Source organism: Silvimonas iriomotensis, from assembly GCF_014645535.1.
GTDB classification, from domain to species: Bacteria; Pseudomonadota; Gammaproteobacteria; order Burkholderiales; family Chitinibacteraceae; genus Silvimonas; species Silvimonas iriomotensis.
This window is the reverse complement of sequence record NZ_BMLX01000001.1, coordinates 472,982-490,004: the sequence shown is the minus strand read 5'-3', so window position 1 is coordinate 490,004 and position 17,023 is coordinate 472,982. Positions and strand designations below refer to the sequence as shown.

General features: G+C 60.4%; 13 protein-coding genes. 3 read left to right on the top strand and 10 right to left on the bottom strand.

The genetic code is table 11. The features are described from left to right. Window positions 1–136: 136 nt before the first annotated feature. The gene (locus tag IEX57_RS02200; protein ID WP_229708611.1) at window positions 137–1,054 is read left to right on the top strand and encodes a LysR family transcriptional regulator; all 918 of its coding nucleotides are present in this window, start codon (window positions 137–139) and stop codon (window positions 1,052–1,054) included. A 105-nt stretch (window positions 1,055–1,159) separates the two neighbouring features. Here the strand turns inward: IEX57_RS02200 and IEX57_RS02195 are convergent, their stop codons facing one another. Then, window positions 1,160–1,858 (bottom strand): siderophore-interacting protein, encoded by a 699-nt coding sequence (locus IEX57_RS02195; RefSeq protein WP_188701884.1) that lies wholly within the window; start codon window positions 1,856–1,858, stop codon window positions 1,160–1,162. A 308-nt stretch (window positions 1,859–2,166) separates the two neighbouring features. Here IEX57_RS02195 and IEX57_RS02190 point away from each other — a divergent pair, with 308 nt between their 5' ends. Together IEX57_RS02190 and IEX57_RS02185 are read left to right on the top strand one after the other, a co-directional pair. Beyond that, on the top strand, window positions 2,167–2,829 hold the full coding sequence (locus IEX57_RS02190) for a TetR/AcrR family transcriptional regulator (protein ID WP_188701882.1): 663 nt from the start codon (window positions 2,167–2,169) through the stop codon (window positions 2,827–2,829). A gap of 113 nt (window positions 2,830–2,942) precedes the next feature. Continuing rightward, entirely contained in the window at window positions 2,943–3,557 is a 615-nt protein-coding gene (locus tag IEX57_RS02185; protein WP_188701880.1) for an NAD(P)-dependent oxidoreductase, read from the top strand. Window positions 3,558–3,979: 422 nt separating this feature from the next. On the opposite strand, the gene IEX57_RS02180 is transcribed toward IEX57_RS02185, so the two are convergent. The 9 genes from IEX57_RS02180 to imuA form a co-directional block, all read right to left on the bottom strand. Further along, on the bottom strand, window positions 3,980–6,118 hold the full coding sequence (locus IEX57_RS02180) for a TonB-dependent siderophore receptor (RefSeq protein WP_188701878.1): 2,139 nt from the start codon (window positions 6,116–6,118) through the stop codon (window positions 3,980–3,982). Between the two features lie 114 nt (window positions 6,119–6,232). Then, a complete protein-coding gene (locus IEX57_RS02175; protein ID WP_188701876.1) occupies window positions 6,233–7,834 on the bottom strand; it encodes a PepSY-associated TM helix domain-containing protein in 1,602 nt (533 codons plus the stop codon). Beyond that, the gene (locus IEX57_RS02170; protein ID WP_188701874.1) at window positions 7,821–8,078 is read right to left on the bottom strand and encodes a hypothetical protein; all 258 of its coding nucleotides are present in this window, start codon (window positions 8,076–8,078) and stop codon (window positions 7,821–7,823) included. The genes IEX57_RS02175 and IEX57_RS02170 overlap by 14 nt, the downstream gene beginning before the upstream one ends. Then, a complete protein-coding gene (locus IEX57_RS02165; protein ID WP_188701873.1) occupies window positions 8,078–8,350 on the bottom strand; it encodes a hypothetical protein in 273 nt (90 codons plus the stop codon). The genes IEX57_RS02170 and IEX57_RS02165 overlap by 1 nt, the downstream gene beginning before the upstream one ends. Before the next feature lie 995 nt (window positions 8,351–9,345). Then, on the bottom strand, window positions 9,346–10,587 hold the full coding sequence (locus IEX57_RS02160) for a uracil-xanthine permease family protein (protein WP_188701871.1): 1,242 nt from the start codon (window positions 10,585–10,587) through the stop codon (window positions 9,346–9,348). A 121-nt stretch (window positions 10,588–10,708) separates the two neighbouring features. Continuing rightward, on the bottom strand, window positions 10,709–11,344 hold the full coding sequence (upp, locus tag IEX57_RS02155; RefSeq protein WP_188701869.1) for a uracil phosphoribosyltransferase: 636 nt from the start codon (window positions 11,342–11,344) through the stop codon (window positions 10,709–10,711). Window positions 11,345–11,556: 212 nt separating this feature from the next. Beyond that, complete coding sequence (locus tag IEX57_RS02150) at window positions 11,557–14,679, bottom strand: error-prone DNA polymerase (RefSeq protein WP_188701866.1); 3,123 nt, start codon at window positions 14,677–14,679, stop codon at window positions 11,557–11,559. Further along, the gene (locus IEX57_RS02145) at window positions 14,666–16,114 is read right to left on the bottom strand and encodes a Y-family DNA polymerase (protein ID WP_188701864.1); all 1,449 of its coding nucleotides are present in this window, start codon (window positions 16,112–16,114) and stop codon (window positions 14,666–14,668) included. The genes IEX57_RS02150 and IEX57_RS02145 overlap by 14 nt, the downstream gene beginning before the upstream one ends. Further along, window positions 16,038–16,745: a translesion DNA synthesis-associated protein ImuA gene (imuA, locus tag IEX57_RS02140; protein ID WP_188701862.1), complete on the bottom strand. Its 708-nt coding sequence runs from the start codon at window positions 16,743–16,745 to the stop codon at window positions 16,038–16,040. The genes IEX57_RS02145 and imuA overlap by 77 nt, the downstream gene beginning before the upstream one ends. Window positions 16,746–17,023: the final 278 nt, after the last annotated feature.

Genomic DNA, 17,023 nt, shown 5'->3' with positions numbered 1-17,023 from the left:
ATGTGTTTGATAAGTAGACCCCGCCCGTTTCATGTTCACATCGTTCGTTCGAGGTAGTGACTGCAGTATCGTCTTGCTTTATCTGTCGGAGTAGCCTTCAATTTCCGCATCTGCTTTCCGGAAAAACCGAACAATCATGAAACTTGATGGCATTGCGACCTTTGTCACGGTAGTTGAGTGCAAATCCTTGAGTGAGGCGGCGCTCAAGCTGCGCATTTCACGCTCGGTGGTGAGCGAACGCATCGTCGAGCTGGAAAAAGAACTGGGCACCAGCCTGTTGCAGCGGACCACCCGCAAGATCACGGTGACAGAGGACGGCCAGGAGTTCTTGCAGCGCGCCATCCGCATCGTGCGGGAGGTAGAAGAAGCAACGGCAGTGATGTCAGAGCGCCGGGGCACACTGACCGGGCCGTTGCGTATTTCGGCGCCGGTGACGTTCGGGCGCATGCATCTGGGGCCGGCCCTTTACCCGTTTCTGGCGCAACACCCTGAAATCCAGCTCACGCTGGATCTGAACGACCGGCGCGTTGACCCGTTCGCCGACGGCTTTGATGCCATCATCCGCCACGGCATGATTCAGGATTCCCGCCTGATTGCCTGGACGCTGGCCACCAGCCGGCGCTTGCTGGTGGCCTCGCCAGACTATCTGGCCCGGCACGGCACGCCCGCCAACCCGGAACAACTGGAACAGCATCGGGGTATTTTTTATCTGAACCGTGGCGGCGAGGACTGGCGCTTTGTCGAGGCCAGCAAAACCACGGTGATCCGCGGCCAGCCGGCGCTGGTAGTCAACAACGGCGACATGAGCCGCGATGCCGCCATGGCCGGTGTGGGCATTGCCCTGCTGCCGCAATTCATCGTGCACGAAGCGCTCGGCACGGGTGCGCTTGTGACCATCGATATCGGAATTGAACCGGAGCAAGAGTTCATCTACATCGCGCATCGGGAAGGTCAGCGCGCCTCTGCCAAGTTGCGGGCGCTGGCAGACTGGCTGCGCCAGGCTTTTGGCAGCCCGCCCTACTGGGATACCGCCGGCAAGCCGGCCACAAGCTGAGCGCTGCCCAAAAAAAGACGCCGCCAGGAATTCTCCTTGGCGGCATGGGTTTATCAGATTTGTCCCAAGAGTTATCCACAAAAACTGTGGGTAACCCCAAGACAGTCAGCGGCGATGTTCGCCCCAGAAATTCTTGCGGCGGACCCAGCCTGTTTCAAAGCCGCGCTCGGTCAGCAAGACGTTCTGCACGTCGCGCACCGTGCTGGCGGCGCCGGCCAGGTAAATGGTGGTCGGCATGGGTAGATCCAGCGTGCGGGCAATGCCGGACTGCCTTGACGCGCCATTGCGTTTGTCCACCTGCAAAAACGGCAACTGCAACGCTTCGATCACCCGGCCAATGCGGTCATCACCATCAATCACGCCTTCGCACGGGCCATGGGCGGCTGCGGCAATCGCGGCAAACGGCGCCAGCGTGGTGGCATCGCCAAAGAACCAGTGCGCCTGCGCGCCGTGATCAAGGGTGATGCGCCCGGAAAACCCGCGAAACCAGACATTGTCGCCCCGCTCCAGCAAACGCGCCCAGGCACTGCCCGGACCTTGCCCATGCAGATGGATCAACAGTTCGATCTCGCCCTTTTGCGGGTCAAACCGGTACACGGAGTATTTGCGGCGTACCTGCATGGCCTGGCCGTCCACAAAGACGGAGATTTCCATGCCGGGTTCATAACCGGTCATTTTGCGGATGCCATCGCCGGCGATGACCACGTGGCGGATCACGCCTTCCAGGGTGGTGGCGCGCAGAACGGTGGCCCGCTCAATGCGTTCGCCCTTGATCATGGCCTTGATGCTTTCGATCACACTCATAGCGTACCTCTGGCTGATAAGGTATTGCTGCGTCTCATGATTTTTCCTTTGCAGATCTTGTTGTGCTGTTGTGCTGCTGCTGTTTTCAAGTCGGCCTCTGCGGGCCTTTTATATCTTAAGATATAAGTCTTAAGATATATCTAAAGAAATGCCAATGACAAGTGCAAGACGCCTGGAAACAGGCCGTTGTGACAAACGCGCGGACAGACGGCGTCTGCGCCGGGGTTTGAATACGAGTAATTACTCGTATAATCTGCGTCATTCTATGAGCAATTACTCGCGTTTCATACTCGCGTCCTGGAGCCACCATGCAAGTGCTGCCAAACCCAAGAAAATCGCCGCGTCAGGCCCGATCGCAGCTGATGGTGGAAACCATTCTGCAGGCCACGGCTCGCGTTTTGAGCGAACGCGGACTTGCCGGCACCAACACCAACGCCGTGGCCGAACGCGCGGGGGTGAGCGTGGGGTCGGTCTACCAGTACTTTCCCAACAAGGAAGCGCTGATCAATGCCCTGCATGAACGCCATGTGTTGCAGATGGAAACCCTGATCCTGGACTCGCTGGACCAACTGGCCGGCAAGACGCTGCTGGAGGCGGTGGAGTGCATGATTGAAGCCGTGCACGAAGCCCACTTGCTGGAGCCCGCACTGCACCGCGCGCTGGAAAATGGCGATTTGCTGTGCGACCCGAACGAAGACGACGACGGCTACCGCGCCGTGATGGTCGCGGTGCGCCAGTTGTTTGAAGTGCATCGCGCCACGATCAAGGTGCACGACCTGGATCTGGCGGTCTGGAGCGCGATGAAGATCGTGGAAATCATGGTGCACAGCGCCGTGCTCAGCCCGCCGCCCAACTTTACCCAGTGCCAGTTGCGTTGCGCGATCGTCGATGCGGTGATGGGTTATCTGGTCTACCCCTCCTCCGTACCCGCGCATCAGCCACCGGGCGAACTGCTTGAAGTCAAAATGTAAGGAACAAGACAGCGCAATGTGCGGGTCGTGCTTATACTGAGTGGAGCACAATCAGCCCGGCGGGCCACAAGTCACGCCGGGTTTTTCATCCTGCCCTATAAGGAAACCCGCTCATGAAAATCGCGATTATTGGCGTCACCGGCCGCGCTGGCTCACGCATTGCCGAAGAAGCCTGCCGCCGTGGCCACAGCGTGACCGGCATCGTGCGCAACCCGCAAGACGCCCCGACGCCCAAAGGGTGCGTATCGCTGGCCAAAGGCGATGCCACGCAGCCAGCAGAACTGGCGCCACTGATCAAAGGTCATGACGCGGTGGTCAGCGCCGCGCATTTCCGTATCCTCAAGGCCGCGCCGCTGTTGCAAGCGGTGAAAGACGCCGGCGTACCGCGCCTTGTGGTGGTAGGCGGCGCCGCCAGCCTGGAAGTCGCGCCCGGCAAGATCGTGCTTGATGACCCCAATTTCCCCGAGGCCTACAAGATTGAAGCCGTGCCCGGCAAACAGTTTCTGGATGACCTGCGTGAAGAAAAAGGCGTGCTGTGGACGTTCATGTCCCCTCCCGCCGAATTTGCCCCCGGCGAGCGCACCGGCAAATTCCGTGTCGGCAAAGACCAGCTGATGCTCGACAGCCACGGCCGCAGCCATATCTCCATGGAAGATTACGCAATCGCGCTGGTGGATGAACTGGAAAACCCCCAACACACCCAGACCCGCTTTACCGTTGGGTACTGATGGGCCTTCAGCCAGCAAAAAGCCCGGCAATAGCCGGGCTTTTTGCTTGTAGAACCCTCACAAACCAAGGACCTGCGCAGTTGCAGTTGACTTTCGGGGTTGCCGTTGCCTTTGACGTTGGCCCCCTTGACTGCGCCGAGCATCGCAGCGAAGTCCGGGGTTTCGGCGTAAGGGTGTTTGAGCGAAGCGAGTTCCCTGGAGCCAGCCGGACTTTGCGAGAAGCGCAGGGAACCCGAAGGGCGTAGTCGCAGGGGTCGCCTTTCTTTTGGTTACTTTTCTTTGGCGAAGCAAAGAAAAGTAACGTGCTCCGGCCACCGCCGGTATCAAAACACCGCGCCGCCAGGCGCTAACACCAGTTCAACGTTGCAAGCCAACCAGGGTGGATTGTCACCATCGCGCCAACCCGCCCCACCGCCCCAACATCAAAAATCAAACTGTGCCGATGCCTTCACCGTCCGCGGCTCCCCCTGATTCAGGATGAAACCCCAACTCGTCAGCCAGTATTTCTCATTGGTGATGTTGTCCAGATTCAGCCGCAAGGTCACTTTGGTGTTGTTCCACGCCGTCACATACCGCGCGCCCAGATCGTACAACGTGTACGACGGGGCAATATTACTGTTGTCCGCTTCCAGCGCGCGGTCACCCACGTACTGGGCGCCGGCCAGCAGCGTCAGCCTGTCGATTTGCGGCACGGCGTATTCCACATTGGCGCTGGCCTGGAAGCGCGGTGCGCCGTAGGCACGTTTGCCATCGATATCCGACGAGGCCTCGACGTTCTTGGCATCCAGCCACATGGTGCTGCCGGTCAGCGTCCAGTTTTTAGCCAGATTCACCGCGCCATTGAGTTCCAGACCCTGGTAGCGCGTCTGGCCGTCCTGCACGAACTCCTGCGCGCTGTTCACAAACTCCAGACCCCGGTTGATGCGGAACAGCGCAGCCGAACCACCCCAGTTCTGGTATTGGGCCTTCACGCCGGCTTCGTACTGCTTGCTCTTGAGCGGCGCCAGGCTTTCGTTGGCGTTGATGGCGTAGATCGGCGCTGTGCCACCCTGCTCCAGCGACTCCACATAACTACCGTAGATCGACACTTGCTGCACCGGCTTGTAGATCAGCGCGATGGTCGGGGTCACGGGCGAGCGGTCATACGTCGAGGACGTCGCGCCGGTGGTGTCGTAGTTGTCCTGGTCGTACTTGTTGTAGCGCAGGCCCAGAATGGTGGACCACTGATCGTTGAACTTGATCGTATCGCTGCCAAACAGCGACTTTTGCACCGTGCGGCTGGCCAGGTAGGTGGCGCTGGTGTACCAGGTATTCGGGTTGGCAAACGCCGTCATGTTGTAGATGTTGCCAGACCCGATGGTGGTAGAACCGCTGCTGTCGCCCTGGTTGGGGTAGTTGGAGTCCTGCTGCTGCCAGGCCACGCCCATGACCAGTTCGTGCTTGATGCTGCCGGTTTCCAGATGGCCATTAAGCAAGGCTTGCGCGGTCTGGTACTTGTAGGTGGAGTAACCGCCCCACTGCAGTTCGGTGTAACCGCCGCTGTTGTCGGTCAGGAAAATGGCGCTGTCGCGGTTGGTGCGGTCTTGCCAGGAATAGCGGTAGTCCAGACGCGCATCCCACTGCGGGTTGATCGACCACGCCAGGTTGGTACCGGCCACGCGGTAGCTGGTTTCGTAATAGGTAAACGGCGAGCCCAGACCCTTGCTGCCATCCAGCGCCGACGGGATCTTCACCGGTTCAGTCACCGGCAGGCCGTAATCCTGCCCCAGGATCACGCCATAGTAGGCGCCATCAACATGGCGTTTGTTGTACATGGCATCGACCGACCACACCAGATCCGGCGTGATGCGCATATCTGCGGCGACCGACGCGGTAGTGCGTTTGACATAACCGTTATCGACCGCGGTATCGCCCTGCTCCTGCACGGCATTCACGCGGTAACCAAAGCGGTTATCGTCAAAGCGCCCGCCCAGATCCACCGCGCCCTTCAGGATGCCGTCGCTTTCATAACCCAGCGTCACGCTGCGGTACGGCGCATTGGTCGGGCGCTTGAGCACGTAGTTGATAATGCCGCCCGGCGAGCCAAAGCCGTACATGAAACCGGACAAGCCTTTCAGCAACTCTACCTGGTCGAACACTTCCAGCGGCAAGTCACTGCCCCAGACCGGCGCGGCCAGACCATCAATCTTGATGCCGTTGAGCAAATCAACCTGCAAACCGCGAATGCTGATCCCGCTGGATTCACCGGCGTAAGCATTGCCAAACGCGGTGACCGAGGCATCGTTCTTGAATACTTCGGAAATCTGGTTCGATTGCTGATCGGCAATCTGTCTGGCGGTGACGGCCGTTTCAGAGAACGGGGTATCCAGGATGGAACGATCACCCAGGGCGCCGTTGCTGGTGGAAGGCACACGGTAACTTTGCAGCGTGGATTGCGTATCGGCCGTGGACGTCACGTCCACGTTGGAAAGCGTATTGTCTTCAGCAAAAACATGCGGCGCCGCGCACAAGATGGCAACAGCAAACGCCGTCGGCCGCAGGCGGTGAGAACGGTATGACATGGCAATTTCCCTGAGTGCAAAGTAAAGGTGTGCCTGACCTGTAGGCGGTCGGGCCTGTTTTTGAAGCTGATGCCGGCTTCTACGGCCGGCGTATTTCCTGGGGAATAAGGTGACTTACGCGGTATTGGGGGCAACCGCGCGGCGCGGCGGCGCGGCCTGCATGGCCCAGACACTGTTGGGCTGACCATTGCGCTGGCGTTGCTTCACCAGCCAGGCCAGATACAAAAAGCCGCAGCCCAGCAGCGTGGCGACGGCATCCACGCCAAACACCTGCCACTGGCCACGCCAGGGGGTGAGCAGCATCTGGTCGCCGGTCAGCACGCCGTTGGCCAGCGGAATGCACCAGGTGACCACCGCAGCGGCGATCAACAAGCGCGTGGCGGCCACAATCGGCGGCAGCCAGAAGCTCACGCCCAGTGCGGCAAAGAACAGCACGTAGCACACCAGCCGCTCGAACATCGGGACATCCAGCCCCAATGCCGCGCCCAGTTGCGCGGCGACAAAAGCGCCAGACACGCCCATGCACGTGCCCAGACACACGCCGACAGTGGCTTGCGCCATGTGATACGGCGCCCGGCCTTGCTCTGCCGCACGGTGTTTGCGGCGCGATTCAATCCACAGCAAATTGCCGGAATAAAACAGGAACGCCCCCATCAGGCCGAGCACGAAATACAGCCACTTCACCGCGTAATGGCCAAACGTGCCAAAGTGCAAGCTGTAAGCGCCGCTCATGGTGGCGTGGTTGATATCGCGATCGCCGGCGATCTGGGTGTTGGTAATGCGGCCATCCACCAGATGTACGCCGATATTGCCGTACGGCGCCAGCGCGCGCTCTGAATTGCCATGCACTGCCGCCTCGGCATTGGCGTCGCCGTAATTGAACAGGCTCAGCGCCGTGGCATCAAAATCAGGTTCTTGCGCTTTGGCGCGGGCCAGAATCTCTGGCAAGGGCAACATCGCCGCCGGTTTGCCAGCCGCAGGCGCGCCGCTGACGACATCCAGCGCCTGATTCATCTTGCCCATCAACTGACCGTCATAAGCCAGCGTGTTAAAGCCCATCAGGATGGTGCCGTACAGACACAGCGTGGCGCCGGTAATGGCAAAGATCATGTGAAACGGCAAGCTGATCACGCCGATCAGATTGTGCGCGTCCTGCCACAAGCGCTTGAGGTTCTTGCCCGAGCGCAAGGCCAGCAGATCCTTGGCCAGGCGCGGCAAATGGATCAGCAAACCCGACACCAGCGCCAGGCCATACAACACGCTGACCACGCCCATGAAATAAATCCCGCCCACCGGAATACCCAGCGAGTAATGGATGGCGTTGATAAAGATGGTCAGATCAGACGACGGCCTGGCGCTGCCTTCCAGATGCGCCAGGGTGGCGTTTTGCCAGTCATTTCTGGCGGTATCAAACCACCACGCCACATAGTGCGCGCCGGTTTCTTCCGGTAATTGCAGGCTCAGGCGGGCTTTGGCATCCGGATGCGCGGCAATGACTTTTTCAATCAGGCGCTGGCCGTCAGCCGGAGTTTCCATCTGGCTGCCGCGATTGGCCGCGTTTTGCCAGATCGCCACATCGTCCTGGAACACCGTGATCGCCCCGGCATAAAACGCCACAAACAACGCCAGACCGGCACACAAACCAGTCCAGGTATGCAGCGTGGTGTACAACCGCAGCGTGGCGGCAGAGACGGACGGAATTTTAAGCCAACGCATGGCGGGCCCCCCACAGCAACAGAACAGTCAGCACATTGAGGCCCGCCAGGACCAGCCATGCCCGTCTGGCAGAACGGAACATGACACTACCCGCCATGATGCCCACCCACACCGGCATGAACAGCAGCAAGACCGGCACGATGACCTGATCCCAACCCGCCACCCACAAGTGACTGATCAAGCCCGTCGACAGAAACGCCAAAGGCAACCCCAACACCGCCCCGGCCGAAAAACGCGCCCACATCAGCGAGCCCCCGTCACAGTCTTGAACACCGGCAACAACGCCAGCCACGGCAGCGCAATCCAGCTCAGCATCAGCGTCACAAACGCCCCGAACACCCCTGCCCCCGCGCCCAGTTCTGCAACCCAGAAGCACAAAGACAACAGAATGACGACCCACCCCGCCCGCCGCGCCGTGGCACCGGCGCGTTGCGGCAGCATGCTCTGGTTGCCCGCGGTGACATACACCGTGGCCGCACCCGCTGCGGTGAGCAAAATGGCTAGAACGATCAACATGATGGAGAACCGACCCTGCAGTTGGCTGTGCGCGCACTGGATCTCAGCGCCCGCTATTGTGGTTTTATCTGGGCGACATATTAATGATAAACATTCTCATTTGCAATATGTTGATATATTAAGACGCACGCCAAATTGATGACGATGACTAGAGTTTTTAACCGGGCGCAAACATCGGCGTTAGTCTGGACCCCGGACACGGCGGGAGCGGGTTTGCGGGGTTGGGGGTGCTTTTGACGTGCCGTTGCCACTTCCAGCATTGCAGCCGGACTCCGGCCAAGAGGGCCACCGAGATCTGGAATGACGACGGGGTGGGGCACGCTAGTCATTCTTGCGAATAGTGGTTTGTGGGGTTGGGAGTGCTTATGACGCGCCTCTACCACTTCAAGCATTGCAACTGGATTCCGGCCTTCGCCGGAATGACGAAGTGGTGAGGTAAACCGATCATTCTTGCGAACGGCAGGTTTGCGGGATTTGGGGTTGCGGTTGCGGTTGCGGTTGCGGTTGCAGTTGTGGCTGCTTTTGACCTTAGCCCCCTTGACTGCGCCGAGCATCGCAGCGAAGTCCGGGGTTTCGGCGGAGGGGTGTTTGAGCGAAGCGAGTTCCCGCAGCCAGCCGGACTTCGCGAGAAGCACAGGAAACCCACGTAGTGGGCGCCGTCGCAGGGGTCGCCTTTCTTTTGGTTACTTTTCTTTGGCGAAGCAAAGAAAAGTAACGTGCTCCGGCCACCGCCGGTATCAAAACACCCGCGCCGTCAGGCGCTAACACACACGCCGCAATGGTGGATTGTCGCTCCCGCTCCGAATCCACCCTACTCACCCGCTCTGGCCCCAACAGAAAGCCAGACACCAGACCGGATTCCAGCCCCCGCCAGAACAACAAAGTAGACAAACAACCCACTCCCCCCTGCCCGCACCACCCCCACCCCAAAAAACAAAAAGCCCGGCAATCAAGCCAGGCTCCCTGTTCCAACCAACCACGACCTAAGTACTGCCTCAAACATCCTGCCCCTCAACAATCCCATCCTTCTGCTTATCCTGCGGCAGAATCAGATTCAGGATAATCGCCAGAATACTCACCAACCCCACGCCCGCCAGATTCAGCGCGCCCAGTTTCAGCGTCAGGCCACCAATCCCGCAGGTCAGGATCACCGCCACAATCACCAGATTGCGCGGAGACATCAGGTCTACCTTGGCATCGATCAGCGTCTTCAGGCCAATGCTGGCGATGGTGCCGAACAGCAGCACCATGATGCCGCCCATGACTGGCAGCGGAATCGACTGCAGGATGGCATTGAACTTGCCAAAGAAGGCCAGGATGATGGCCAGCACAGCCGCCCAGGTCATGATCACCGGGTTGAAGTTGCGGGTAATCATCAGCGCGCCGGTCACTTCAGAGTACGTGGTAATGGGCGGGCCGCCGATCAGGCCGGCAAAACAAACGCCCAGACCGTCGCCAGTCAGCGTGCGGTGCAAGCCAGGCTTGGCGGTGTAGTCCTTGCCCGTTACCTTGCCCACGGCCATGACGGCGCCAATGTGTTCAATGGTCGGGGCAATGGCCACCGGCAGCATGAACACGGCGGCAGCCCAGTTCACTTCCGGGTGTACAAAGTGCGGTGCGGCAAACCACGGCGCAGCGATCACGCCGGCAAAGTTCACTTCGCCCATGAACGCGGCGACGATATAGCCCACGATCACGCCAGAGAGAATCGGCACGAGGCGCAGCATGCCACCGGCAAACACGGCCACGACAATGGTGGTCGCCAGCGACACAGCAGCGAGGAAAATGGACGGGCCGTATTCAACCAGTTGCTTGCCACCGCCCTGCCCCATGGCCATGCCCGACGCGGCCACGGCCACCGACAGACCGATCACCATGATCACCGGGCCGATCACGACCGGCGGCAACAGGCGCTCAATCAGCGACATGCCGCGCCATTTCACAACGGCAGCAATGACGAAATACATGAAACCGGCAAAAAAGAGGCCGAACTGCGTAGCGCCCTGGCCCCAGGTTTGCATGGCAAAAATGATCGGGCCAATGAACGAGAACGACGAGCCCAGAAAAATCGGTACCTGGCGGCCCGTCAGCAACTGGAACATCAAGGTGCCCACGCCGGCACCCAGCAGCGCCATGGCCGGGTTCAGGCCGGTGAGCAGCGGTACCAGCACCAGCGCGCCAAAGGCGACGAACAGAATCTGCGCGCCTGATATGAATTGCTTGATCCCTGAAAACATGTAATCCCCTTCCTGATTTAATTGATTTTGGGGTTTCCCGAAACGGTGGCCACGGATAGCGGCCCCGTACAAAACAATGCCGGGATATCTCCCGGCCTTGTCATCTCTCTCACTGGCTGCCTTACGGCTTGTTCACAGTACCGAAAATCTTGTCCCCGGCATCGCCCAGCCCCGGGATGATATAGCCATGCTCGTTGAGGTGGCTATCGAGCGCCGCAGCATAAATCTGTACGTCCGGATGCGCCTCGTTCACCAGCTTCACGCCTTCAGGCGCGGCCACCATGACGACGGCCTTGATGTCTTTGCAACCCTTGCGCTTGAGCATCTCGATGGTGGCGACCAGCGAGCCACCAGTTGCCAGCATCGGATCAATGATGATGGCGAGGCGATCATGCAGATCGCCAACAAATTTCTCGAAATACGGCTCTGGTTGCAGCGTTTCTTCATTGCGGGCCAGACCGACCACGCTGATCTTGGCCGAAGGCACCAGATCAAGCACGCCGTTGAGCATGCCGATACCGGCACGCAAAATGGGCACCACGGTCAGTTTCTTGCCTTTGATCTGCTTGACTTCAATCGGGCCGCACCAGCCCTGGATGGTCTTGGGTTCCAGTTCCAGATCGCGGGTGGCTTCATAAGCCAGCAAACGGGCCAGTTCTTCGGTCAACAGCCGGAATTTGTTGGTACTCGTGTCCTCCGCACGCAAGAGGGCGAGTTTGTGTTGCACCAGCGGGTGGTCAACGACGGTGAGTTGCATGGCGTGCTCCGGCTAACAAATAACAAATGATGCGCGCATTTTACTTGCTGTTTGCATCCTTGCCATTAGCAAAAGTGAGCATATGCGATATGCGGAATGAATAAGGTGTGAGGTGTGAGGTGTGAGGTGTGAGGTGTGAGGTGTGAGGTGTGAGGTGTGAGGTGTGCAGATTGTGTGGACGGGTTTGTGCCAGGCAAGACCTGGGTGCAGTGCTAATGGAAATCGCGGCTGCGCGTGAACAGGTTGCCCAACAGTGCGCTTCTATCTTCCAGCCGCCGCGCGATGACATGCAACACGCCGTCTACATGCTGCACTTCGCCATACACCACCATCAGCCGGGATCCCAGCAAGGCCTTGCGGAAGGTTTCACCAACTTTCTGCCAGACCACCACGTTGACATTGCCGGTCTCGTCTTCCAGCGTCACAAACACCACGCCATTGGCCGTGCCTGGCCGCTGACGGCCAACCACAATGCCGCACACTTTCACCAGCCGGCCATGCGCCATGCACTTCAGTTCAGCCGCGTTGACCAGTTTCTCCCGGCGCAGGCGTTCCCGCAGCAGCGACAAGGGATGCGCACGCAGCGACAAGCGCAGGCTGCGGTAGTCGGCAGAGATATCCTGCCCCAGCGTTGCGGCCGGCAAGTCCGGGAACAAGCCGTCGGTTTCAGACCAGGCCAGATCGTGCTCGGTATCAATGGCAGCCGCTTGCCACCAGACCTGCCGGCGATGCCCGGCCAGGGTTTCAAAAGCCCCGCCTTCAGTCAGCGCTGTCATGTCGCGGGTATCAAGCCGCAACAATTTTTGCACCTGGGCGACAGATTCAAACCCGGCGGCCGGCCGCAGGCGGGCCAGATCTATCACGGCCGTTTCATTCAAGCCCTTGATCTGCCGCATGCCCAGCCGTACTACGGGCTGCGGGCGGTCCGTCTCTTCCAGCGTGCAATCCCAGTCGCTGTGCTGGACATCCACCGGCCGCACTTCAATACCGTGGCGCTGGGCGTCCTGAATCAGTTGCGATGCGCTGTAAAAGCCCATGGGCAATGAATTGAGCATGCTGCACAGAAAGGCGGCGGGCTCATGGTATTTGAGCCAGGCGCTGGCGTAGACCAGCAAGGCAAAGCTGGCGGCGTGCGATTCCGGAAAACCGTACTCTGAGAACCCCTTGATCTGGTTGTATAACCGGGTGGCAAATTCCTCGGAGTACCCATTGTCTTTGAGGCCATCCATCAATTTCTGTTTGTAGACTTCCAGCTTGCCCGTGCGGCGCCAGGCCGCCATGGCGCGCCGCAAGCCATCCGCCTCCGTCGCAGAAAAACCGGCTGCCACTTGCGCCAGTTTCATGACTTGTTCCTGAAAAATGGGCACGCCGCAGGTGCGATCCAGGACCTGGGCCACGGCTGGCGTCATGGGTTCAATGGCTTCCTGCCCGTTACGGCGTTTCAGATACGGGTGCACCATGCCTCCCTGGATCGGGCCGGGCCGCACAATCGCCACTTCAATCACCAGATCGTAGAACTTGTTCGGCTTCAAGCGCGGCAGCATCGACATCTGCGCGCGCGACTCGATCTGGAACACGCCTACGGTGTCGGCCCGGCTCATCATCTGGTACACCAGCGGGTCTTCCTTGGGCATGTTGGCCAGCGTCAGTTGCGGGGTGCCGCGCAAGGCGGTGACCAGATTCATGGAACGCCGCAGCGCGCTGAGCATGCCCAGCGCCAGTACATCGACCTTCAACAGCCCCATGGCATCCAGATCATCCTTGTCCCACTGGATGACGGTACGGTCTTTCATGCTGGCGTTTTCTACTGGCACCAGGCGGTTGACGGGCCCGCGGGTGATCACAAATCCGCCCACGTGCTGGGATAAATGCCGGGGAAAACCCAGAAGGATATCGGTGAGCTTGAGCATCAGCTGCACAGACAGATTCGCCGGGTCCAGGCCAGCTTCGACCAGCCGCAGCGGCAGTTCTTCGCGCTGGTCCCACCAGGACAGATTGCGGGAGAGACGGTCGAGCTGATCGGTGGCCAGCCCCAGCGCGCGGCCCAGATCGCGCAAGGTGGATTTGGGGCGATACGTGATGACGGTGGCAGCCAGCGCGGCACGATCCCGGCTGTATCGGGTGTACAGGTACTGGATGACTTCTTCGCGCCGGTCGTGTTCGAAATCCACGTCAATATCAGGCGGCTCATCGCGTTCAATCGAAATAAACCGCTCGAACAAGGAATTACCCAGCGCCGGATCGACCGCCGTAATGCCCAGCACATAGCACACCGCAGAATTGGCGGCAGAGCCCCGTCCCTGGCACAAGATGCCCTTGTTGCGGGCAAACTGGACAATGTCATGCACGGTGAGGAAATACGGCTCGTATTGTTTGATCCGGATGATGTCCAGTTCGTGCTCTACCTGCTTTTGCACTTTCTCTGGCACACCGCCCGGGTAACGCTCCAGCAGGCCGGCAGCGGTCAGCGCTGCCAGGTGCTCTGCCGCGCTCTTGCCTTCCGGCACCAGTTCATCCGGATATTCATAACGCAACTCGCCCAGATCAAACGTGCAGCGCTCGGCCACACGCAGGGTTTCTGCCAGCAATTCCGGCGGGTACAACAGCCCCAGCCGATGGCGCGGCCGCAAATGGCGTTCGCCATTGGGAAACAGCGCATGCCCGCATTCGGCCACAGGTTTGTGCAGCCGCAGTGCGGTCATGACATCTTGCAAGGCGCGGCGTGAGCGCGTGTGCATATGGACATCACCCGCCGCGACGCAGGGCAGACCAGACTGGCTGGATAACCAGCGCAGTTGCCGCAAACGCCCCCCGTCATCCGGGCCTTGCAGTAGTTCTACGGCAATCCAGGCGCGATCTTCAAACACCGACCGGAACCACTGGGCGTCGTGCATCTCTGGTTGCTCTGGTGGAATCCACAAAGCCAGCAGGCCCCGCGCGTGGTTGGCAACTTCATCACGGGTCAGGCGGTATTCGCCCTTGGTGGCGGCCCGGCGGCCCAGCGTAATCAGGGCGGACAAATCGCCATAGGCGTGCCGGTCTGGCGCCAGCAGCACCAGCTTCAGCCCGTCGTCCAGGGTGAATTCGGCACCCACAATCAGCTTGAGCGGATCGCCCTTCATGCTTTTGATGGCTTGCCAGGCACGCACAATGCCGGCCAGCGAGCACTCGTCCGTGATGGCCAGCGCGGTGTAACCCAGCTCCCGGGCTTTTTCGACCAGCTCCTGGGCATGAGAGGCGCCGCGCTGGAACGAGAAATTGGATAAACAATGCAACTCGGCATACGCGGGCAAGGTGGTCAGGCTATAGGCGCCCGTGCTCTCAGAAGATGCCATGCAGCCACCAGTCATGTTGCGTATGGTCGTACCAGATCCAGTACCGCCGGCCCGAGGTGCCGCGCGCGGTGTAGTAATCACGGGCGATGGGGTTTTCATCCCACCAGCCCGATTCAATGCGTTCCGGCCAGCCTTCTGGCGTCAGCGTTTCGCCATACCAGGGCCGCTCGTCCCGCACGCTGAGCCGCATGGGTGTGGCCAGCAGCCAGCCTGGCCGTTCGCCCACCGGCAAGGGCGTGCTGGCCTCGCCGGGCCGGGCCACGCGCCAGGCCAGTTCAGGACGGTGATCTGCCACCGTGGCCACCGCCCGTACCGCGTCCTCCCCAAGCCGGGCCGAGAGCCGCGCCAGCAATAGCTGGAAATTGGCATCGCCCGCTTCATGCCCGAACAAGCCCAACGGCATGCCATCCAGCTGGTGCAGTTGCTCGGCAATCAGTGTCACGGTGAATGCGGGCGCGGCCAGTTCGTACCGTTCCAGCCGTTCCTGCAAGACCGACATGAACTGCGCGGCACGCCGGCCGGGCACACCAAAGCGCACCACCAGTGCAGTCGGTTCGATATCTTCATGCTTGAGCCGCAGGGTGACTTCCTGCACGCCCAGGCCCCGGCCAGAGAGAAACGTCTCCAGGGCATCGAACAACCATTGTCCGACCATGGCAAAGGTGTCCAGATGATCGACCGGGTAATCCAGATCCACTGCGTATTCAAAACGGTCTGGCGGCGTATAAGGCTCGCGCGGGTCGGCCGCCTCGCCAGTGGCTTGATCCAGCAACAAGGGCAACGCCTGGCCAAAGCGACGCTTGAGACCGGCACGGGGCAAGGCCATGACGTCGGCCAGCGTGTTCAGGCCCAGTTGAGAGAGACCATCCAGTGTGGCATCAGGCACGGGCAGCACCGCCAGTGGCAGCTCTGCCAGCGCCCAGCCGATGTCTTTGTCTTGCAGCACGGCGCGCGGCCGGTTGCAGGCCGCGCGCCAGCCTGCGGCCAGCGGCGTGGGGGCAACGCCGGTGGTGACCGTCAGACCAAAGCCGGCCAGGCCCTGGCTGACCAGCTCGCGCAGACGCAGCAAGCCGCCGAAATACCGCAGGCTGCCGCCGATATCCAGCAGCAGCGTATTGGCGGTGCCGATCACCACCGTGGGCGTGAATTGCAAAGCCCAGGCGGCCAGCACGCTCATCTGCTGCGTTTCTGCCTCTGGCTTGCGCACAAAGATGTCCAGCTCGTTGGCCAGCGCAAATGCGGCAGACAGCTTCATGCCCGGCCGGATACCCAGCCCGCTGGCCAGGGCATCGGCCAGCATGACGCGCTCGCCACTGCCCTGGGCAATCACCACAAGGCGTGGCCGGATCAGGTCCGGTTCAGTGGGTGAGCCGTGGTGCCGTGGCGGAAAGATTTCCAGCGGCAGCAACGGCAGATGGATAGCCAGCCAGAGCATGCCGGGCCTCCTGACGCGTCAAACGGACCGGCGTCGTCAGGGGCAAGCCGCGCCGTTTCAGAATCTGTACTTGCCAGCCGTCGTCTGTGGTGGCCACGGACAAACGCAATGGCAACGGGGAAGGTGTGCTGTGACCGCGTCCAGGCCGCAGCAAAAAGCCATAGCCCTGCCCGCTGCGTGCCGCCAGTTGCAAACGGCGGCAAGCCCGGTCATCAATAAACCCTTGTATCCAGCTCAGCACTGCGCCACAGGCCGGCTCACGCAGGGCTTGTTCCATGGCCCAGAGCGACTCTGCCACCGATGCCGGCTGCAACCACAAGGTGCGGCCCGGATCGATACCCGCCTGCAACCAGGCCGGGGCATAAGGTACTTGCGGTGGCGCAATCAACACCACCTCCCGTGCCCGGGCAATCTGCCCCAGCGCCGGCCACAGCAAGGGGAGCTCACCACTGCCCGCGCCATGGATCAGCAAGAGTTCCGCGACACCACCCAAAGGCCAGCCGCCGCCGGGCAGCTCGGCATCCAGCGCCGCAAAGGCAGAGGGCAAGGTGGCCGGTGCGCTTGCCATACGCCCGTCCCCTTGCCAGATGGCCGGGTGCTGCAAGACCGAAGCAAGCGCGGCTTTGTCCATGATCAATCAAGTCCAGAAAACAAAAGTACGGACTTGATCATATAGAACGTTCGTTCTATTTTCAAACCAGCCGGACAAACGTCGCCCTTGTTCATGTGGCACCGCGGCCACACTCTGTTCTCGCCTGACCAGGATGACAGGTAGCCAAACGAAAGCAAAACAGACTATCAAACAAGGATTGCCATGCTGCCCTGGCGGGTCGTATCACAAAGCATCAGGCCTGGCTTCAGGCCGCGTCTGAAATCACCTGAAGTACCCGTCTGGCAGCAAGTACATGG